The sequence below is a fragment of the Flavicella sp. IMCC45668 genome, assembly GCF_057219105.1.
Genome location: NZ_CM170114.1, coordinates 2,523,072 through 2,543,336 on the forward strand (window position 1 = coordinate 2,523,072; position 20,265 = coordinate 2,543,336).

At 32.3% G+C, this 20,265-nt stretch carries 20 protein-coding genes; 2 read left to right on the plus strand and 18 right to left on the minus strand.

All coding sequences use genetic code 11. The annotated features are described in order from the left end of the window. Positions 1-73: 73 nt before the first annotated feature. Positions 74-2,137: a tetratricopeptide repeat protein gene (locus tag AC2DZ0_RS10330; RefSeq protein WP_484641674.1), complete on the plus strand. Its 2,064-nt coding sequence runs from the start codon at positions 74-76 to the stop codon at positions 2,135-2,137. Between the two features lie 504 nt (positions 2,138-2,641). Here the strand turns inward: AC2DZ0_RS10330 and AC2DZ0_RS10335 are convergent. The 9 genes from AC2DZ0_RS10335 to AC2DZ0_RS10375 form a co-directional block, all read right to left on the minus strand. After that, positions 2,642-5,083, minus strand: coding sequence for a DUF4114 domain-containing protein (locus AC2DZ0_RS10335; RefSeq protein ID WP_484641675.1), 2,442 nt, complete (start codon positions 5,081-5,083; stop codon positions 2,642-2,644). A gap of 125 nt (positions 5,084-5,208) precedes the next feature. After that, positions 5,209-5,526 (minus strand): Hpt domain-containing protein, encoded by a 318-nt coding sequence (locus tag AC2DZ0_RS10340; RefSeq protein WP_484641676.1) that lies wholly within the window; start codon positions 5,524-5,526, stop codon positions 5,209-5,211. A gap of 2 nt (positions 5,527-5,528) precedes the next feature. After that, complete coding sequence (locus tag AC2DZ0_RS10345) at positions 5,529-6,584, minus strand: sensor histidine kinase (RefSeq protein ID WP_484641677.1); 1,056 nt, start codon at positions 6,582-6,584, stop codon at positions 5,529-5,531. After that, positions 6,584-7,717, minus strand: a complete 1,134-nt coding sequence (locus AC2DZ0_RS10350) for an FIST signal transduction protein (protein WP_484641679.1) — start codon at positions 7,715-7,717, stop codon at positions 6,584-6,586. Before AC2DZ0_RS10350 ends, AC2DZ0_RS10345 begins: the two co-directional genes overlap by 1 nt. After that, complete coding sequence (locus AC2DZ0_RS10355; protein WP_484641680.1) at positions 7,714-9,702, minus strand: PAS domain-containing sensor histidine kinase; 1,989 nt, start codon at positions 9,700-9,702, stop codon at positions 7,714-7,716. Before AC2DZ0_RS10355 ends, AC2DZ0_RS10350 begins: the two co-directional genes overlap by 4 nt. Positions 9,703-9,708: 6 nt before the next feature. Then, positions 9,709-10,248: a heme NO-binding domain-containing protein gene (locus AC2DZ0_RS10360; protein ID WP_484641681.1), complete on the minus strand. Its 540-nt coding sequence runs from the start codon at positions 10,246-10,248 to the stop codon at positions 9,709-9,711. 1 nt (position 10,249) lies between these two features. After that, the gene (locus AC2DZ0_RS10365; RefSeq protein WP_484641682.1) at positions 10,250-10,666 is read right to left on the minus strand and encodes a response regulator; all 417 of its coding nucleotides are present in this window, start codon (positions 10,664-10,666) and stop codon (positions 10,250-10,252) included. 160 nt (positions 10,667-10,826) lie between these two features. Then, the gene (locus AC2DZ0_RS10370) at positions 10,827-11,003 is read right to left on the minus strand and encodes a hypothetical protein (protein ID WP_484489986.1); all 177 of its coding nucleotides are present in this window, start codon (positions 11,001-11,003) and stop codon (positions 10,827-10,829) included. A gap of 144 nt (positions 11,004-11,147) precedes the next feature. Further along, the gene (locus AC2DZ0_RS10375; protein ID WP_484489987.1) at positions 11,148-11,606 is read right to left on the minus strand and encodes an RrF2 family transcriptional regulator; all 459 of its coding nucleotides are present in this window, start codon (positions 11,604-11,606) and stop codon (positions 11,148-11,150) included. Positions 11,607-11,713: 107 nt separating this feature from the next. Between AC2DZ0_RS10375 and AC2DZ0_RS10380 the strand changes: the two genes are divergently transcribed. Then, complete coding sequence (locus AC2DZ0_RS10380; RefSeq protein WP_484641684.1) at positions 11,714-12,346, plus strand: Crp/Fnr family transcriptional regulator; 633 nt, start codon at positions 11,714-11,716, stop codon at positions 12,344-12,346. Position 12,347: 1 nt separating this feature from the next. Here AC2DZ0_RS10380 and AC2DZ0_RS10385 read toward each other — a convergent pair whose 3' ends face one another. From AC2DZ0_RS10385 to atpB, 9 genes are all read right to left on the minus strand, one after another. Continuing rightward, complete coding sequence (locus tag AC2DZ0_RS10385) at positions 12,348-12,857, minus strand: hypothetical protein (protein ID WP_484641685.1); 510 nt, start codon at positions 12,855-12,857, stop codon at positions 12,348-12,350. Between the two features lie 10 nt (positions 12,858-12,867). Continuing rightward, positions 12,868-13,314, minus strand: a complete 447-nt coding sequence (locus AC2DZ0_RS10390) for a DUF2846 domain-containing protein (protein ID WP_484489990.1) — start codon at positions 13,312-13,314, stop codon at positions 12,868-12,870. A gap of 187 nt (positions 13,315-13,501) precedes the next feature. Beyond that, positions 13,502-14,857 carry a T9SS type A sorting domain-containing protein gene (locus tag AC2DZ0_RS10395; protein ID WP_484641686.1) on the minus strand — a complete coding sequence of 452 codons (1,356 nt, stop codon included), beginning with the start codon at positions 14,855-14,857 and terminating at the stop codon, positions 13,502-13,504. 257 nt (positions 14,858-15,114) lie between these two features. Next, entirely contained in the window at positions 15,115-15,975 is an 861-nt protein-coding gene (gene atpG, locus AC2DZ0_RS10400) for an ATP synthase F1 subunit gamma (RefSeq protein WP_484489992.1), read from the minus strand. A 109-nt stretch (positions 15,976-16,084) separates the two neighbouring features. After that, complete coding sequence (gene atpA, locus AC2DZ0_RS10405; RefSeq protein ID WP_484489993.1) at positions 16,085-17,665, minus strand: F0F1 ATP synthase subunit alpha; 1,581 nt, start codon at positions 17,663-17,665, stop codon at positions 16,085-16,087. 22 nt (positions 17,666-17,687) lie between these two features. Next, on the minus strand, positions 17,688-18,245 hold the full coding sequence (gene atpH / locus AC2DZ0_RS10410) for an ATP synthase F1 subunit delta (RefSeq protein WP_484489994.1): 558 nt from the start codon (positions 18,243-18,245) through the stop codon (positions 17,688-17,690). Positions 18,246-18,251: 6 nt separating this feature from the next. Beyond that, the gene (locus AC2DZ0_RS10415) at positions 18,252-18,752 is read right to left on the minus strand and encodes a F0F1 ATP synthase subunit B (protein ID WP_484489995.1); all 501 of its coding nucleotides are present in this window, start codon (positions 18,750-18,752) and stop codon (positions 18,252-18,254) included. An 80-nt stretch (positions 18,753-18,832) separates the two neighbouring features. Beyond that, complete coding sequence (gene atpE / locus AC2DZ0_RS10420; protein WP_139957468.1) at positions 18,833-19,024, minus strand: ATP synthase F0 subunit C; 192 nt, start codon at positions 19,022-19,024, stop codon at positions 18,833-18,835. Between the two features lie 33 nt (positions 19,025-19,057). Then, positions 19,058-20,170, minus strand: a complete 1,113-nt coding sequence (atpB, locus tag AC2DZ0_RS10425; RefSeq protein ID WP_484489996.1) for a F0F1 ATP synthase subunit A — start codon at positions 20,168-20,170, stop codon at positions 19,058-19,060. Between the last annotated feature and the right edge of the window lie 95 nt (positions 20,171-20,265).

Consider the following 20,265-nt stretch of genomic DNA (forward strand, 5'->3'; position numbering starts at 1 on the left):
CATGAATGTGTCGATGAAAATGCCTACCGTATTGCTTAACTTGCAGTATAACAAATTTGAAAAAATTGTCGCTATGAAAAAACGAATACTCTATGTTATTCTGTTGATGTTAACTTTAACAACCGCCTCTTCTCAAAACATGAAAAAGGGGTTTACCTACCTAGAAACAGGAAAGTATCCAGAAGCTGTATCTTTTTTTGAAAAGATTTTAAAAAAATATCCCGATAACAAAACAGCTAAACTTTGTTATGGTAGAGCTGTGGGTTTAAATGGAGACGCTCCAAAGGCTGTGGGTATATTTACAGAAATGTTGAAAGATTATCCAGGAGATTTTGAAATCAAATTAAATTATGCAGAGTCCATGCTTTGGAATAAACAATTTGAAGATGCGGAGAATTATTACGAAAAATTAGCAAATGAAAATGGAACTAGTTTCCCGGCTTTATTAGGATATGCAAATACTTTGTCAAATCTTAAAAAATATCCTGAAGCATTAAAATTTGTGAACAAAGCTTTAAAGGTACTTCCTGGTAACCCGAATGCAATGGTTTCTAAAAAATATATTCAATTAGGTTATGCTGATAGTTTAACCAAACAACAAAAATATCCTGAAGCAATAGCGCTATTAAAAGACAACTTAAAGTTATTTAAGGATGATCCGGATACACAAAAAAACCTTGTGAACACCTACTTGATTGCAAAGCAATATGAGAATGCAAAACAAGTTTATTATGATATTGCAACCTCAAAGAAAGACAGTATCTTTTCATTAAACGGACTTTCTTTAATTGCCCACTTTGAAAACAAAAACAAAACCGCATTAAAAATTAGTGACCAAGCCCTATCGATGCTGCCTATGATTGATGATAAAGAATTAAGCATACAAACAGAATCTAGAAATGTACAAGCCTTAATTTGGAACAAGAAATATAAAAAAGCAGAAAACAACATTGATGAATTGATCAAACAGAACCCTAAGGAAACATGGCCTATATCTCTTAGAGCAACACTTAATGTATATAAAGGAGATTTTAAAAATACCATTGAGGATTATGATAAGATTTTAGCGACAGAAGAAAGTTCCTTTGATGGAAACCTAGGAAAAGCAAATGCTTTAAAAGCATCTGGTAAATACAATGCGGCCTACGCTGCGGCAAATCAAACTTTAAAATATTATGACAACCAAAAAGATGTATTAAACTTTATCAAAGCCTTAGATAAGTCATTTACCCCCTATGCAGAAATGAAAACCGCTTACAGCTACGATAACGGATATAACAATGCTTTGTTTACCCAACTAGAAGCCACATATCCTATTTCTACCGCTACTACATTGAGAGCTAGTTACAACTTTAGAACTACAAAAAACAGCATCACAAAAAACAGTGCCAACGCCAATACTTTTCTAGCAGGGGCTACTCAACAACTGATGCCAAATGTAGCCTTAAATGCTATGATAGGTTTTACTACAACCAACACAAAATCTAATGATTACGGACAATTATTAGCCGATGTTTCTGTAAATCTTAAACCGTTTAAACTACATACTCTTGAAGTTGGATATATAAGAGAAATGGAAACTTTTAATGCGGATTTATTAGAACAAGAAATTGTGAAGAATAATTTTTATGGAAATTATAATTTTGGAACGAATTACAATGTAGGTTGGTTTACTCAATACTATTATACGGTTCAAACCGATGGAAACGCAAGAAATTTATTATTTACATCGTTATATTACAATCTTTACAACAAGCCATTCATAAAAACTGGAGTAAACTTTCAAGCCATTTCGTTTAAAGATCAAGTACCACAGATATACTTTAGTCCGTCAAAATTTAGAGCTTATGAAATCTTTGTTGACATTTTAAAAGATGAATATGGTACAAAAAGTAGAAGTATCTATTACAATTTAAATGCAGCTATCGGGTATCAATTTATTGAAAACGACCCAAAACAAGGAACCTATAGAATTCAAGCAAAATTAGGGTATCGTTTTAACAGCAGACTTATTGCTAACTTCTACGGAGTACGCAGTAATATTGCCTCTGCAACGGTCGCTGGTTTTACTTATACTGAAATTGGAGTAAGAGTAAAATGGCATTTTATGGACAAGCCTGCCTTTTCAAAAAGATAGTAATCGGATCCTTAAAAAAACCTTCTTAAAAGAAGGTTTTTTTTACCTAACAGACACTTCAAAATCTGATTAAGACATTAAATAACTTTCGCACCTCTTCTACAAAACTACAACAAGCAAGAGGCAGCCATTTTATCAAAAAAATAAAGGATACAATTCAAAACAGCACTAAAAATTATTCTGCTAGATAAGAAACTAAGACAATTCATACCTTAAATTACCAGGGCTCACCAATAGAATAAAATAGAGATCTCAGATAAAGAACTTGTCTCTCATGTACGCTAACACTTTAGATATCCTAGTAAAAACAAACACCTTGAGCCAACGTATTTTTACAAACACAAATAAGTACCCTGAAAACATTTTTATATCTTAGAAATAGCAACAAGAACATAAAATGATGAGTCCTACAAATCATGTTCAAATCTTACATTTCTCACTTAAATAAAAAAAGACCCTCTGTTTGAAACAGAAGGCCTTGGAAAGGGGGTACTTAAATATTGTTTATCTAATCATAAAGCTTCCTTTATGTACTTGGTTTGCATCATCAATCACCTGGTAACTGTATACTCCTTTCATATTCGATTTAGACTGGTAGTGAAATTCATTTGCTGTTTTCATTGGTAATGCTTTCGCATCTACTAATCTTCCCATCATATCAAATACTTTAATTGTTGCTGTTCTAGAATCTCTAGGAATTTCAATAATTGTTTTTCCTATAAATGGATTCGGATAATTTCTAGAAATATCTGTTCCCTCACCCTCTGTATCTGTAACACTTGCTACTTTAGGCTCAACAAATTTTACATTTTCAACTTTTACTGAAAAGTCTACTTTATTTACATAGTCTCCTTGTACAGAAAACACTAAAGTTCTAATTGTTTTTAAGTCAATTGTATTTCCTTCATCATCTACAAAATCATTAAATGAGATCATTACTTTTTCTGTTTCATAAGAAGGTGTAATTGTTTTACGTAATCTTTTGCTCCAATCCGTAATATCATCTGTCATTAAAATTACCTCTATAGCATGAGAACTTTCAACTTCAAACTCAATCGCATCAAATTCATTTATATCTAATACTTGATCTCCAGGTCTTAAGTGACGGAACATATTGATCGTTCCTTTTAATTCTCCTTCTACATTGATATTTCTCTCTACCAAATGCTCTCCTGCTTCCTGAGTAGCTTCTGAAATCGAAACATCAAAAGATGAAACGGCATCAATTTCTGTATTAAAATCTGCTCCCCATGGTCCATCTGCTAAATACAACGCATCTTTTTGAGAAGAAGCTGCCGTTTCAATTGACATTCCCAAGTCAAATAAATTTCCTGTTTCTATTACTACTGTTTGATTCCAAGCCCCAGTTAAAGCAACTGTTTTTTGCATTGCTGAGGTATCAGAAACTTCTGTTGCTGAGATATTTGCCGAAAAAGTCATTTCTTTAACCCTTGCTTTATTCACAACTTCTAATTCAACTTTACCATTTTTGTAAGATCCTGATTTCACAAAAACCAATGGCGTTCTATCTGCTATATCTGTACTGGTTAATTCTTTTTCTGCTTCTAATGAATCAAAAATATGATTTGCAATAGAAAACACTTGAGAGAAAGTTGTACCCCAAATTTGGAAGTTATAATAATCTCCAGCTGGATACTGATCTATGTTCCAAAAACTAAACACTTCGTTAGATACTTCTCCTAATTTCACTGAAAACGTTAAAGTATATTCTATTTCTCCATGATTTCTAATAATCTTAGAACTGATAACTCTATGTCCTCTTACCGTTACAGGTCGTACGTCCTCTAATGAGGATTGATTTAAACGATCACAGATTGCTTTTGAATGATCATACACAGATCCTTTAGTTGCTGTTGCCAAAGCTGCAGAAACTCTATTTTCTCCTTCATACATATCTATGGCAAAAATCTCAGTGGCATTGGTTACCCCAATTAAATCCTCAGGACTTGAGATTTGAGCCACCTCTGTTTGAAACATTCCAGTTTCTGGTAAAAACTTCTCTAACTGAGTAGTTTCTTCTTTACTAGCTTTTCTTTGTTTTTTATTAAAAATTTGTTGCTGTGATTTTTGATCTGCTTTTGAGTTTGTTTTTTCACGAGTAAAATTTCTTTTGGCAATCAAATTTGCCAATTTTCCATTACTTTCTAAACCTCCATTATTTGAAGAGGATACATTAGGTGTTGCCTCACTAACATCTACATAATTTGTTGTTACAATAGCTTCATATGGAGATGCAGTTACATAAAAAATTGCATCGTTAAAATCGTTATCACATGATCCGTAATCTCTTCTAATATCTTCAAACCCTAAAATAATTCTTTCGTGATCTGGATCTTTCAACAATACATTATGATGTCTTAATTCTTCTTTTGGCTCTGGATTGTAAATAGGGTTAGAAAATACATCCCAATAGGCATTTCCTACCGCACCATTTCTCCATGCATTTGCTAAAAGAACCCACCCAATAGCAGTTCCTTCTTCAAAAGTTCCTAATTTAACTTTATCACCCATAATCAATCCTCCTCCACTTCCTAAAGCAGATACATTTGGAAAGATGATTGTTATCTCATCCTTAGAAGGTCTTGCTGCTGGAGGATTTCCAACAGGGTAAGTATAAAATCCTAAAACATTTCTATATCCAGCTCCTTCATCAACAAATGTTACAAAGATATCAGCTGTCGCATTTAAATTTATATCTGTATCGTACCCAGATGATATATAATGTGGGTTGTAGTCAGGCACTGGAAAGCTCTCAGGCAAAGCATCGCTTATCATTTCTTGAGTTTCCACAGAAACATCATCTCTTACTTCTTCTAAATATAGGGGGGTTCCATTTGAAGTGTATTCACCTAAAAATTTGTAATCTTGTGCATTAATAATTGTTACAGCGAACAATAAGATTAATTGAAGTAATGATTTTTTCATAAGACATAGTTTTATATATGTCAAATTTACTCTCAAATACTGCTGTTTTATTTAGTTTTCGATACCATAAAAAAAACCATCGGTGAATGGATGGTTTTAGAGGTTAATTGGTTTCAATGAAATTTTTATAATTTTTCAATAAAATCCTGCATAATTTTTAATATTGACTCAAATTCTTGTCTTAATTCTGTTGAATTATCCAAGAGAAACTTCTCATAGTTCACAGCCAATTCATAACCTTGCTCTAATCCTATGATACTCATTTTATGTTTTATTTTATGAACTATTTCGGCTGTTTCCTTAAAATTTTCTTGAGCAATACAAGTATCATATACATTTTTCTCCTCAGGAAATTCTTGTTTTAAAATCTCTATTATTTTTTTTTCAAAATCAAGATCACCGCCTGAAAGCGTTGTTATATAATTTAAATTTGGTTGTTCCATAATTATTTTTTGATGGTGAAATAAAACGTAGTTCCTTCCCCTATTTTTGATTCAAGCCAAATGCGACCTTCATATAATTCTATAATTTTTTTAACGATAGAAAGTCCTATTCCCGAAGAGTTATGTGTATTTTCTAACTTTTGAAATGTTTGAAAAATTTTTTCAAAATATTTTTCCTCAATTCCTTTTCCATTATCTTTTACCTGAAACTCCCAACAATCCTCCTTCTCGACAAAATCAATAGCGACCTTTGCCTTTTCTTTATCATTATACTTGATAGCATTTTCAATAAGATTTTGAAACAACTGTTGTATTCTAAATTTATCCCCTTGAACAACAGGGTAATTTTCCATAAATAGCACTTCTACATTATCAGGAACATAAACGCTTCTCATAATAGTTTCCAAAGTGTTTTTTATATCAACATCATATTTTTCTAATTCAACCTTACCAATGGTAGAATACTCTAAAATACCTTTGATCAAAAAGTCCATTTTTTCAACATTCTCTAGAATAAGATTCACTGTTTTTTCGCCCTCTTGTCCTAGTTTTTCTTTAAAATCTTCAAATAACCAAGTGGTTAAAGTACTAATGCTGCGCAATGGAGATTTTAAATCGTGAGAAACCATATGCGCATACTCACTCAGCTCTTTATTCTGATGTTCCAAATCCCTCAGTAACAAATCTCTTTGAGAATTCATTTGTAAAATTTCTTGGGTTTGATTTTCTATATAATCAAATAATTTATCGCCTACTTTTATAGAAGCTTCTTCATCATTTTTATCTGAATCATCCAAAGAATGAATACGTAACGCAGTACTTATTTCATTCAATCTATCAATAACACGTTTTTGGGATTTGGTTTCTTCTATCAATTTTTGATTGGCAGCAAATAATTCCTCTGAACTTATAGACATCGCTCTTTGAAGCATAGAATGCTGGTCATCAAAATTATTATAAGATAAATTAACAGATTCTAAAAAACGAGCCACTTCTGGAATGGCCAGTATTTCGTCATTTAGATTTTTTCTAATTTGTCTTGCTAGCAATGAATTCATTATTCACTTATTAATGTTATTGTCATTGTTTGGTTGTGTAATTGACAAGAGGTTTCACCATGAAAAGGTGCAATTTCACCATAAGAATAAAATCCACAAACTGTAGTATCCTCATCAACTACTTCAACTACTTCTTCTACTTCCTCCTCTACTCTTTGATCCAAAACAAGTTTTCTTCCAATACAGCTAACAAGAATTGCCAATTGGGCTTTTGTTTCTCTTAATTCTTTCGCTTGAATTGCAGCTCTTTCTGACGCATTTGCAATATTATCTACGTTTGTCATCATTAACTGAACCTTCGCATTTTCAGCAATATTCCCTGCCAATATCATTGCATTTTCTTCTTCATTGATATTTAAAATAGTTCTAACAATTGACTGCTTTTCATTAATTGATTTTACATTCAAAGGATATAACAAAGCAGCACTTGGAAGATCTTTAGACTTCTCTCCTAAATATTTCTTATACAAATCTAAGGCTGGCATATTGTCTAATTCGTACAATATATTTCCTTTACTCTTAGTAACTGTTCTTTCCGGACCAAATGGCGTCCATCCTCCATATATTGAAAAGGTAACCTCTAACTCTTCACCATAAAATCCAACCGCAACAATTTCTCCTTGTTTTGGATTTTCATTATACGAAGCAACTGTTGACTCAAATCTAGCATCATCTCCGCACAAACCTCCTGTTATTAAAATATTATCATCCATAGAAGAATTCATCCCTTTGGTTAAATCACTTCCATTGATAAAACTACCTTCAGACACAACAAACATATACTTGAGCCCCGTTTTATCAAAGCTATCTAATAAGTCCTTTCCGGTTTTGAAACTATCCAAATCGGTATTTAAAACATTACTTGTTTTTATTTCAAATTTTGTTTTTTCAAACTCAACAGCGGTAACAACAAGACCTTCATTTTCAACAGATTCTTTTGTAATATCTCCAGAAGAAGAACCAAAAACAAAATGTCCACCAGGAAATAATCCTTTCATATTTTCATAAATAGAAGGATCTTGTAACAAGTATTTATTTCCAAATACTAGAACAAGAGGATTGATAAGATCCTTTTTTTCTGTAATATATTCCCAATCTCTTTCTGGTCTTTTTCTTAATTGTACAGTTTTCATAGCTTTTGTTTTAAAATTGTAAAATAAAAAGTGGTTCCTTTACCAAGTTCACTTTCTAACCATATTTCTCCTTTATATAAATTAATTATTTTCTTTACAATAGACAGCCCAATTCCGGAGGACTCTTTATTATCTGTCAATGCCTGAAAGATTTTAAATATTTTATTAAAATCCTTTTTTGCAATTCCAATCCCATTATCTTTAATAGAAAATTGATAATAAGATGCAAATTCTAATACATCCACTTCAATAAGACCTTTGGATTTATCAATATAACGAACAGCATTGCTAATTATGTTCAAAAACAACTGCTGAAATTTCGTTTCATCTCCTTTAATAGTGGGTAAACTATTCTTTATTTTTAACTCTATGTGCTCAGGAAAAAACAAAATATGAGGCAGCCCTAGTACAACTTCATTAAGATCAACTTCTTCCATTTTTTCATTCCCTGAAGTGATACTAGAATATTCTAATATATCGGAAATTAATTTTTCCATTTTTTCTAAAGTCTTCTCTATAAGATCAAAATTCTTTAAACTTGTTGGATCAAACTTCCCTTCATTATCCTCTTTTAACCAAGTAAATAAAGCATTAAGACTACGCAATGGAGACTTTAAATCATGAGAAACAATATGGGCATACTCTTCTAATTCAGTATTACTTTTTTCCAATTTCTCTAACAAGTCAGCCTTTTGTTTTTCTAAACTTCTAAATTCTGTAATATCTAAATGAATCCCTATGGAACCCACAACTTCTCCATTTATGTTATAATGAGGCGCTCCACTAACAAGCCAATTTCTAAAAGAATTATCTTTTAACTTAACTATCAATTCGTAAGAATTTGAATTACCTACAAGTCTATCTTTGGTTTCTTTAAGAATTTCTTTTTTTGCGGTTCCTTCTGTAAATATATCACTAGCAATCTTGCCAACTAGTTCCTTTTCAGCATAACCAGACATATTGATAAAACTTTGATTTGCCATTAAAATTTTATCATCTCTATCTACTTCCAAAAGCCCTAAATTCATATTAGCAATAATGCTACTGTACTTTAATCTTTCCGCTTCAATATTCTGATTGTATCGCTGTTTTAATGTTACGTCCCTATAGCTCCACAAGTGTCCTTTATATATTTCATTTTCAAAAATTGGTATAAAATCTCTTTCTAAGATTTTACCTTTTTTCATTTTTAAAACATCCCCTAAAACCACTTGTTTCTTTGCAACCAATTCATTAATCCTGGAAACAAAATATTCAGATTCCTCAAATAAATCATGGAAAATATCTGTAAACTTTGCATGATTTTGCCCTTTCATTTTTTCAAGTTCTTCTTTACTAGAAAAGAATTCTCCTAGCTTATTATTCGAAATGACAATTTGGTCTTTTTCATCTACCAATAAGACTCCTGTATCCAAATTTAGAATCAAGGTTGATAAACGATTTTCTGAGGCTTTTAATAATTCTTGAGCTTCTTTTTCTTTAGTAACGTCTCTTACAATTCCTTGGGCAGCAATTGGGTTTTGTTTACTATCAAAAACGATACTAGAATTAATTTGGACAAATTTACTTTGACCATTTTTGGTAACAACTTTAATCTGAAAGTTTGTCAATACTCCCTTGGTAGATAATTGAATGAATCCCTCTGTGGTTTTTCCTCTATCATCTGGGTGAACTATATTAAATAAGTTTATTTTATCTTTAGTTAAATCATACCCAAGCATGTCTACTGCAGCATTGTTCATTTTGATAACAAAGCCTTGCAAATCCATAACAACATAGGCATCAACAATATTTTCAAAAATCCCTTTAAGTTGAGAGTTTTTTTCGCTGATTGTCCCTTCCAATTCAGTATTGGCTTTGGATAACTTCTGCGTTAACTCATAAAGATTGGCAGATTTTTCTTCCAAAATTTTCTCTGCCTGCTTTCTTGCAGACTTTTCTCGAGCAAGCGCTCTTTCAAGTATTGCAATTTTTTTATCTTCCATGAAGATTTAGTTTTTGTGAATTGTAAATTTCACTTCAGTACCATCTTCGTTAATTTTTTCAAGGTTAATTTCTGCTTTAGCGTTAAAGTGTTCGAAAGTTTTATTCATTAACCCTAATCCAAAATGATGCATAGCCCTACTTGACTTATAGATCATCACTAATTTATTTTCTGCTTTTTCCAAAATTTCAAATGTCGGCAATTCCGCATCATGATATATTTTTTTTACTTCTACGTGTATATGATGCTCTATGGAAGATAACATCTCAATAGGATCTTTATACATCGCAAGCATGTCTGGGTAATTTTTTTCTATCACAGAAAAAAAATGCTCAGCATACACTAGCAATAAATTATCTATTGAAATGGAAGTATTAGCACTTAAATTTTTTAATAGGCTTAGCATTTCTGAAAAGCTATAAGTTCCTATGGAAGTATACACTCCTCCTGAATCTAAATTAGATTGTTCAATAATGGTATCTACCATTTCCAAACCAAATTTTTCCTCAACTAAATCTAAAAATTCTGTAAAAACAATTCCTTTCATATTATTTTTTTATTAGCTCATTCATACTCCAATACGCCAATAGTCTTACTATTTTTGAAACGTAAGTTTCGTATTTCAAAGGTTTTATTACATATCCCGCAATTCCTATCTTATAACATTCCATCACATCTTTATCGTTGCTAGAGGTAGATAATACAATAGTTGGAAGGTATTTTAATACATCATCCTCTTTTAAAATCGATAAAAATTCTATACCATTCATCTTTGGCATATTTAAATCTAATAAAATAATATCGGGTAATGCGTCTTTTTTACGTAAAATTTCTAGAGCTTCTTCACCATTGTTTGCTTCTACAATTGTGTGATCTAGTCCTTTTGAAGAAATAGTACGATTCAATTTCATCACTTCAATCGCATCATCTTCTATAAGCAAAATTTTTAATTTCTTTTCTTCCATGGTATTTCTATTTGAGGTATAAATAAAATAATAATGCAATAATTATATTCGTTTTTTAGATTAATCGACAATAAGTGTCGACGAATGGTAATTATCTGCAGTTAAACTAAATTAATATTTCTATTAACGGCATGGGGGATCACAAGAAACTAATATCAACCTATTCTTTGGTTAATAAGCTTTGTACTATTTTGTAAACAGCAATAAAGGCACATAAAACGACAAGTAACACTCCATCTTTCAATGCCATCGGTTTAAAAATAAAGTTCGTTTGACTGAAAATTGATGCACTGGAAAAACAGGCAATCAAAATAATAAATTTTCTATAATTTTTCATAATACACATATTTAAAACTCTATATATCAAAAGTATAAGTTATCAATCACGTGTACTGTGATAAAACGTTGAAGGGTATTTTACTATCGACGAAAGGGAAATAAACTCTGATAAAGCAAAATAAAAATAGGATAAAAAATATTTCTATTCTTGTTTCAAAGCGTCATAATCCTTTAGAGATAAGACTTTATTCGTATCTATTATTTCAGAAGAAAATTGCGCTATTGTTTTATCTCTAAAATTTGCAAGAATCTTATTTTTAAAAGGCGCCGCAATATAATGCACTGGACATGGATTTTCATCTTCACATTTAGAAAGCCCTAAAAAACATTGATTGAACTTATTAGGGCCATCAATATTTTCAACGATATCCCAAATAGAATTTTTTTGATTTTCCTCGCTTAAATAAAATCCTCCGTTTGGTCCTTTAATTGAAGTTACCAATTTACTTTTTGTCAATTGCTGTAATAACTTTGCCAAAAAAGGCTGCGGTGTTTCCAACTCATCAGCAATTTTTTTTACGCCTATTTTTTTTGTTTTATCAGAATACAAAGACAAATATAAAATAGAACGTATAGCGTATTTACAAGCGTTTGATAACATGTGATAGAATTTAAGAAACAAAGATACAAAAAAAGATATTTTTATCTCTCTTTAGACAAGAAACTAGCCCAACATTTAAGTATATTTACATGTGAACTTTATAGAAAATGGACAAACAGCTAACACTTCACTACCAACACATATTTGAAGAAACTCTTTTAAAAGAAATCGATTCTATTGGAACTTATAAAAGTTTCAAAGAAGGTGAGAAACTTATGGATATAGGTACCAAAATCACCTATATGCCCTTGCTTTTAGAGGGTGCGATAAAAATTTTAAGGGAAGACGAACAAGGAGATGAATTGGTGCTTTATTTTTTAGAAAGAGGAGATACCTGTGCCATGACATTAAGCTGTTGTATTGGAAATGCAATTAGTGAGATTAGAGCCGTTACCGAAACCAAAACACGTGTAATTATGATTCCCGTTCAAAAAATGGCGGACTGGATGAGCAAATTTAAATCTTGGCAAAACTTTATCTTAGAGAGCTATCAAAATAGAATGAAAGAAATGCTAGAGGCAATCGACTCTATTGCTTTTTTAAACATGGATGAACGCCTATTAAAATATCTACGAGATAAAGCCATGGTAAATGGTAATGAAGCCATTAAAGCAACGCATCAGGATATAGCTTTTGACCTACATACCAGTCGAGTGGTAGTATCTCGTTTATTAAAAAAGTTAGAAAAAGAAAGGAAAATAAAACTGAACAGAAACTTAATAACAGTTATTGACCTTTAGTTTATTTAAATCTATAGCCAACGTGTAATCCAAAAACTGGTGAAACACCGTCATAACCGGTCGCAAAACTAATTCCCATTACACCTCGCAACACCAAAGGAACATCAGCAAATCTATATCCGAAACCTACGTCCCATAATATTGCAGTACCTTTGTACTCACTTCTTCCTGGAAATGTTGTCAATAATTTTGGATTTGTAATTTCTTTATACCCAAACAAAACATCCATATCTAAGAAAAATCTTGACCCGAATCTGATATTTGGACCTAAATAATAGGCATTAAAACCATCACCAAAACCAGCTGAAGCTTTTACTCCCAGCGCTCCTTCATGCATTTTTAAAGCATCATACACACCATGCACTCCAAAACCGTATACAGCATTGCTAAAATCATATTCATCCGGGCCGTTTGTTACAACTCCTGCGTATAAAGTAAATTTCTCACTATTATCGTATTGAGCAAAACTTAAAATTGTCCCCAAAAAGAACGCCAAAATAATTTTATTCATAGTCGTCTATTTAATTTCTGTATGCACTTATTAGTAGCTTTAACTTTTGCATTTCTTTCTTTGCTGTCTCTTCCTTAATTTCAGTCAAGGTAGGTCTATTACCATTCAAGCCCAAACGTTCGTCTTGTCGAATAAAATAATGCTCATTGGCTTTAACATCTAGTTCTATTACGGCAGAACTTTCTGCAGAAAATGCTGCAAATGAATACACACCAGGTTTTAACTCCCATCTAAAAAAAGTACCCGGACCTGTTCCTCCTGCATCTAAACCATTTATTTTTATATTGGTAGATAAGGCAGCTGCGAACATTCTGTTAGGACGATAGATATATACTACACCCTTGTCGGATACCTTTGTAAACTCTTTGGCTTTCATACTAGCTTCGTCTGTAGCATTAGATGTTGATGCACATGAAACCATGAATAGTACCGAAAATAGTATCATTATTTTTTTCATATTACAAAATTAAATATTTTTTACAAACCTAAAACAAATCATGTGTAACTTATTCTTATCAAAATACTCTAACTATCGTAATATATAAAGAATTGTAAATTCAACCATCCAATTCTGTTAGTGAATGGTAGGAATAAACAAATAAATGCCCCAATTTACATTGAGGCATTTATTATTAATTTTGAAGCTATCTTTTCACAAACTTCATCGAGAGGTATTTATCATTCGTTTTTATCCTCGCAATGTAAATGCCTGTGGAAAGTTGCGAAACGTTAAGTTTCTTTTCTCCGATTAAATTCGAAAGTATAAGATTTCCTGAAAGATCAAATACTTCCATTTGTTCAATAAAAGCCTGACCAATAATTTCTAATTCTTCTTTAACCACATTTGATTTCAATCTAACATCTATCTTTTCAACAGAAGAATTTGAAGCTGTAGCAGCAACAACTAAATATCCCTGTGAATCCAATTCTAAAGAATTACCTAATCCCGCACCATCAGCAACAAACTGGGATAACTGGGTAGTTGTTAATCCGCTATCATCTGTACCAAAACGGATTACATTTTCTTTAAACCCAGTAATATTTACCACAGCACCAACATCAAAAGTAAAACCATCTGAGGCATCAAAATTAATTGCCGTTACTGCATCATCTATATTTAAATTAAATACACAACTAGTACTTTTCATATTCAGAGCTCCTAGGTTACTTAAGTTTGCATTTACATTCATATTTAAAGTATTACCATTATTCATTTTAATAGTACTTTCAAGACAATCTGCAGTATTTATCGTAAGATTATTAGATACACCTTGTCCACTTGATATCCAAACATCATCTGTAACTACGTGTGAGGCATCTGTTGCGATAAAAATATTCGTATTTGAATTCATATAAATCTCCTTCGCTGAAATGGTTGCATTACCCAATAAATTATAAGCTCCTACCTGAGAAAAAGTAAACCTCCAATCTGGAGTACCAGGACTAACCAACTCAGTTGATACAAAATCACCTTTCATATTTACAATCCCCTTATTATTAATAACCATAACACAGTCAAATAACACAGAACACGTTGCTTCAAAATTTAGCGTAGCATCGGTTTTAAAATTTCTAAACGCTAAGGAACCTTTAAAGGTTTTATCCGGTACAAACAAATCGTTGTCAATTACAAAATCATTGTAGAATGAAAATGAAGAAGTACCCGTTATAACATTATCAAATACAATATTTGCAGCATCCCAATAAGAAGAAGTTGCAACATCAATTTGTAAATGTAACGTACCAGAATTCGTTTCATTGATTTCATAGTTTCCGGAGGCAGTATCAGAAATTAATTTATTCCCATAGATATCAGTATCTAAATTAGAAATCTCTTGCTGAACAGTAATTTCTTCTAAAGTCATAGCATCCGGAAGTCCCGCTGACCAATTCAAAGCATCTGACCATAAATTGCCAGTTTGTCCACCGATAAACGTTGTTTGAGCGTACATACCTAGTACAAAAAACAAGGACAACATAAATAAGTATTTTGTTTTCATAATGTAAAATTTTTGGTTTTAACCAAAATTAAATCAATCGATCCCCTTCGTTGAAATATTTCGACTAAGCAAAAGAAACCATAGATGAATAGACGAAATTCTACTATATAAGAAAAATTAAATACTGTAAAAAAGAAATCTATCTACAACTCCACCCCATTAAACAACAAAATGGAATAAAGTAATTAGCCAATATCATTAAAATAAAAAAGCCGTAACAAAAATGTTACGGCTTTCTAAAAATATGTGTTTTAAAACTATGCATTCAATGCTTCCGCACCACCCACAATTTCTAAAATTTCATTTGTAATAGCAGCTTGACGTGCTTTATTGTATGTCAACAATAATTCATCTCTCAACGCATTTGCATTATCTGTTGCTTTGTGCATTGCAGTCATACGAGCTCCATGCTCAGATGCAAAAGAATCACGTAAAGCTTTAAACAATTGTGTTTTCAAAGATTTTGGAATTAATGCTGAAATTATTTCTTCTTTTTGAGGTTCAAAAATATAATCTGAAGAAACATTAACATCACTTTCTACCGGTTTGATAGGCAAAAATTGCTCTACTTGAACCAATTGAGTTGCAGCATTTTTGAAACTATTATAAACTATTTCAATCTTATCATAAGATCCAGCTACAAAAAGCTCCATTAGATTGTCTGCAATTGCAGCTACATTTCCAAAAGATAAATCATCAAAAACTTCACTCTTATTCTCAATAACAGTAAAATCTTTCCCCAAAATATCATTTCCTTTTTTACCAATAGTTAACAAATCAATTTGCTTACCTTGGTACTTTTCAGCAACTACTTTTCTTGTTTCTTTGATAACATTAGAGTTGAAACCTCCACACAAACCTCTGTTAGAAGTTACGACAACCATCAACACTTTAGAAACATTTCTTTGCTCTGAATAAACTCCACCTGCATCAGCATCTAAAGTTGCACTTAAGTTTTGCAACAACTCGGTAAGTTTATTTGAATAAGGACGCATAGCAGTAATTGCATCCTGAGCTTTTTTCAATTTAGCAGCAGAAACCATCTTCATTGCTTTCGTGATTTTCATCGTCGAACCAATAGAAGTAATTCTGTTTCTAATTTCTTTTAAGTTTGCCATTTCTTATTTAATATTTTGTCGATTATGTCAAGTAGTAAACTACTTAAACTTTACAATGACTCAAATTAATATAGAGTAGTCAATCAACTACTCTATATTAACTAATAATTTATGAAGCGTATTTCGCTGAAATTTCAGCAGCAGCAGCTTCTAATACATCTAAAGATGCTTTTTCTAATTTTCCAGATTTCAAAGAATCTAAAGTATCTCTATGCTTAGTATTCAAGTAAGAAATGAAATCAGCCTCAAATTCTTTTACTTTATTTACTGGTACATCTTTCAATAAGTTCTTAGAACCTGCATAGATAATAGCAACTTGATCTTCTACTGTGTAAGGATCGTTTTGACCTTGCTTTAAGATCTCAACATTTCTTTCACCTTTAGAAATTACATTCATTGTTGCAGCATCTAAATCAGAACCAAACTTTGCGAAAGCTTCTAGCTCACGATACTGTGCTTGATCTAACTTTAATGTTCCAGATACTTTTTTCATAGACTTGATCTGTGCAGAACCTCCTACACGAGATACAGAAATACCTACGTTAATCGCTGGACGAACCCCTGAGTTGAATAAATCTCCATCCAAGAAAATTTGCCCATCAGTAATAGAAATTACGTTCGTAGGAATATAAGCAGAGACATCTCCCGCTTGCGTCTCAATAATTGGCAATGCAGTTAAAGATCCTCCTCCTTTGATTTTACCAACTAATGAAGGTGGTACATCATTCATTTTTTGAGCAATAGCATCATTGTTGATTACTTTTGCCGCACGCTCTAATAATCTAGAGTGTAAGAAGAATACATCTCCTGGGTAAGCCTCACGTCCCGGTGGTCTTCTTAACAACAAAGAAACCTCACGGTAAGCTACCGCTTGTTTTGATAAATCATCATAAATAATCAATGCTGGTCTACCAGTATCTCTAAAGTACTCACCAATTGCAGCACCTGCAAAAGGAGCGTATACTTGCATTGGAGCCGGTTCAGAAGCACTAGCTGCAACAACAGTTGTATAAGCTAAAGCACCTTTTTCTTCCAATAAGTTTACAATACCAGCAACAGTAGAAGCTTTTTGACCAATAGCAACATAAATACAGTAAACTGGGTTTCCTGCATCATAAAATTCTTTTTGATTCAAGATCGTATCCAAAGCTACAGTAGACTTTCCAGTCTGACGGTCACCAATGATCAACTCACGCTGTCCACGACCCACAGGAATCATTGCATCAATAGATTTAATTCCAGTTTGCAAAGGCTCAGTTACTGGCTCTCTAAAGATTACACCAGGAGCTTTACGCTCTAAAGGCATCTCAAAAGTTTCACCTTCAATTGGTCCTTTACCATCAATCGGGTTTCCTAAAGTATCTACAACACGTCCAACAATACCTTCACCTACATTTAAAGATGCGATACGCTCTGTACGTTTTACAGTAGATCCTTCAATTACTGAAGTAGATGCACCTAAAAGTACAACCCCAACATTATCTTCTTCCAAGTTCAATACAATACCTTCTAAACCTGATTCAAACTGAACCAATTCTCCGTACTGTACGTTAGATAAACCGTATACACGAGCAATACCATCTCCAACTTGTAAAACCGTCCCAACTTCACTCAATGAAGCTGATGCTTCAAAATTTGTCAATTGTTCTTTTAAAATTGCTGAAACTTCAGCTGCTTTAATTTCTGCCATCTTGAATTATTTTGATGTATAATTAAATTTTTGCAACAAAATGACTATTGTCAAATTGTCTTTTCAATTCGTTAAAATTATTTGAAATACTTGCGTCGTACTGAATATCACCAACACGTAAAATAAATCCTCCTAAAATATCAGCATCCACCACGTTCTCAACAATGGCTTCATGACCTGTTAGTTCTTTAATTTTCGCTAGTACTTTCTTGTTTAATGCCGCTGTTAATGGCACTGCAGTTGTTACTCTGGCAACATCAATAAGTTTGTCATGGTCAAACAAAATTGTATACTGCTTCGCAACCATTGCCAACAATGGCAATCTTTTATTCTCTCCCAACAATTTGATCGCACCTAAAGTGATTTGATCTACTGCTTCAGAAAAGATAGCATTCAAAGCATTAATCTTAAGTTCTGCTTTGATTACTGGGCTACTTAATACAAGAGCAAGTTCTTCGCTTTCAGAAAGAGTTTTAGCGATCAACTGCATAGAGTTATTCACTTCTGTTTCTTTCTTAGAATCTTTTGCAAGATTCAATACTGCTTTTGCATATCTAAGTGCTGCTCTAGTTCCTTTCATATTATCTTAGTTTAAAGTAACATCACCTAACATTTTGTCAACCAATGCCAGTTGATCCTCTTTAGCCGCTAATTCTTTTTGAACAACTTTTTCAGCAATGTCAATTGATAAATGAGCAACTTGAGACTTTAAATGTGCAATTGCAGCTTGCTTTTCTACTTCAATCGCAGATTTTGCAGCATCAATAATTCCACTTGCTTGTTCTTGAGCTTCCTCTTTAGCGTCAGAAATAATTTTTTCTTTTATTTCACGAGCATCTTTTAACAAAGCATCTCTCTCTGCTCTAGCTTCTTTTAAAATTCTTTCGTTATCAGCATTCAAAGATTGCATTTCTTTCTTAGCTTCTTCTGCTGATTCCAATGCATTCTTGATACCTTCTTCTCTATCGTTTACTGCTTCTAAAATTGGTTTCCATGCAAACTTCTTTAACAAAAGAACCAATGCTACAAATAATACTGATTGCCAGAAAAATAAACCTAATGAAAATTGTTCTATTAATTTTTCCATCGTGTGTTTTGTGTTTTTTAATTAATTTTAGGATAAACAATAGCTACAACCAACCGTTGTAGCTATTTGTTTGTTTTGTCTTATGCTGCGAATAAAGCTGCGAAACCGATACCCTCGATTAAGGCTGCTGCAATCAACATAGCAGTTTGAATCTTTCCTGATGCTTCTGGTTGACGAGCAATAGCGTCCATTGCTGAACCACCAATTCTTCCAATTCCAACAGCTGCACCGATTACGATCAATCCTGCTCCAATGTAATTTAATCCTTCCATGATATATATATTTAATTATTAAACATTCAATTTTTAGTGATCATCATGCTCTTCAACTGCAGAACCGAAGTACAACGCAGAAAGCATAGTGAAAATATAAGCTTGTAGCGCCGCTACTAATAACTCTAATAATGATAAAGCAAATGCCAATCCAAATGACAATGGACTACCAATCCAGTTTTTAAAGATGAACATCATTCCAATAATACTCATCAATACGATATGTCCTGCAGTAATATTTGCATACAAACGAATCATCAATGAAAATGGCTTAATGATTGTACCTAACAATTCAATTGGAATTAACAAAATCTTCATTGGTGTTGGTACTCCTGGCATCCAAAAGATGTGTCCCCAGTAATTTTTATTAGCCGTAAATGTTGTCAAAAGATAAGTTATCAATGCTAAAGACAAAGTAACAGCAATATTGTTTGTTACATTAATCCCTACAGGTGTCAAACCTAATAAGTTCACAATCCAGATAAAGAAAAACACAGTTAACAAGTAGCTCATGTATTTTCTGTAGTGCTTTTTTCCAATATTAGGGATAGCAATCTCATCTCTAACATATAAAATCAAAGGCTCTAACAATCTACCAAAACCTTTAGGCAAAGCACTTGTTTTGTAATTTTTTGCCATTCCAGTAAAAACCAAAAACATAAACAAAGAAACCAAAAAGATGAAAGTAACATTCTTTGTGATAGAAAAATCAACTGGCTTTATGTTTGTTGCATGGTGGTGATCATCATAAGAGATAGTCCCTGCTGCATCCGTTTTATAAATTTTACCGTGGTAAAGTTTAAAGAAGTTTCCATTATTCTCTGCAACTGTTTCACCGTGATGAAATTTTGAAGAAGAAAAAACGTTTAATCCAGACTCTGCATCATACAAAATAACCGGCAAAGGCATCCCTACATGATTCTCTTTCCCGTGCTCATCTTCGTAAGAAAACAGACCAAAATCATGAGAATCCAACAAGTGATGGTTGATAAATGCTTTAATTTCCTCCCCTAAAGAAGCCTCAGCTTCTTCAGTATGGCTAGTTGAATGTTGAGTATGTTCATCATTGTGGTGTTGCGCTACCGAAATAAACGAAACTAAAAACAATAAAAACGTAATCTTTTTGATTAAAAAATCTCTTCGCATAATCTATAAATAAACGTGTCTTAAAAACGCTGCAAAGATATATTTTTAAACGTAATGGAAAAATTAATTTTCAGATTATTTTTTTTCCTAAAATC

Excerpts from the sequence above, each read along its gene's own strand:
- AC2DZ0_RS10330 (WP_484641674.1), top strand. The coding sequence starts at position 74 with ATGAAAAAACGAATACTCTATGTTATTCTGTTGATGTTAACTTTAACA.
- AC2DZ0_RS10335 (WP_484641675.1), bottom strand. The coding sequence starts at position 5,083 with ATGAAAAAATCATTACTTCAATTAATCTTATTGTTCGCTGTAACAATT.
- AC2DZ0_RS10340 (WP_484641676.1), bottom strand. The coding sequence starts at position 5,526 with ATGGAACAACCAAATTTAAATTATATAACAACGCTTTCAGGCGGTGAT.
- AC2DZ0_RS10345 (WP_484641677.1), bottom strand. The coding sequence starts at position 6,584 with ATGAATTCATTGCTAGCAAGACAAATTAGAAAAAATCTAAATGACGAA.
- AC2DZ0_RS10350 (WP_484641679.1), bottom strand. The coding sequence starts at position 7,717 with ATGAAAACTGTACAATTAAGAAAAAGACCAGAAAGAGATTGGGAATAT.
- AC2DZ0_RS10355 (WP_484641680.1), bottom strand. The coding sequence starts at position 9,702 with ATGGAAGATAAAAAAATTGCAATACTTGAAAGAGCGCTTGCTCGAGAA.
- AC2DZ0_RS10360 (WP_484641681.1), bottom strand. The coding sequence starts at position 10,248 with ATGAAAGGAATTGTTTTTACAGAATTTTTAGATTTAGTTGAGGAAAAA.
- AC2DZ0_RS10365 (WP_484641682.1), bottom strand. The coding sequence starts at position 10,666 with ATGGAAGAAAAGAAATTAAAAATTTTGCTTATAGAAGATGATGCGATT.
- AC2DZ0_RS10370 (WP_484489986.1), bottom strand. The coding sequence starts at position 11,003 with ATGAAAAATTATAGAAAATTTATTATTTTGATTGCCTGTTTTTCCAGT.
- AC2DZ0_RS10375 (WP_484489987.1), bottom strand. The coding sequence starts at position 11,606 with ATGTTATCAAACGCTTGTAAATACGCTATACGTTCTATTTTATATTTG.
- AC2DZ0_RS10380 (WP_484641684.1), top strand. The coding sequence starts at position 11,714 with ATGGACAAACAGCTAACACTTCACTACCAACACATATTTGAAGAAACT.
- AC2DZ0_RS10385 (WP_484641685.1), bottom strand. The coding sequence starts at position 12,857 with ATGAATAAAATTATTTTGGCGTTCTTTTTGGGGACAATTTTAAGTTTT.
- AC2DZ0_RS10390 (WP_484489990.1), bottom strand. The coding sequence starts at position 13,314 with ATGAAAAAAATAATGATACTATTTTCGGTACTATTCATGGTTTCATGT.
- AC2DZ0_RS10395 (WP_484641686.1), bottom strand. The coding sequence starts at position 14,857 with ATGAAAACAAAATACTTATTTATGTTGTCCTTGTTTTTTGTACTAGGT.
- atpG (WP_484489992.1), bottom strand. The coding sequence starts at position 15,975 with ATGGCAAACTTAAAAGAAATTAGAAACAGAATTACTTCTATTGGTTCG.
- atpA (WP_484489993.1), bottom strand. The coding sequence starts at position 17,665 with ATGGCAGAAATTAAAGCAGCTGAAGTTTCAGCAATTTTAAAAGAACAA.
- atpH (WP_484489994.1), bottom strand. The coding sequence starts at position 18,245 with ATGAAAGGAACTAGAGCAGCACTTAGATATGCAAAAGCAGTATTGAAT.
- AC2DZ0_RS10415 (WP_484489995.1), bottom strand. The coding sequence starts at position 18,752 with ATGGAAAAATTAATAGAACAATTTTCATTAGGTTTATTTTTCTGGCAA.
- atpE (WP_139957468.1), bottom strand. The coding sequence starts at position 19,024 with ATGGAAGGATTAAATTACATTGGAGCAGGATTGATCGTAATCGGTGCA.
- atpB (WP_484489996.1), bottom strand. The coding sequence starts at position 20,170 with ATGCGAAGAGATTTTTTAATCAAAAAGATTACGTTTTTATTGTTTTTA.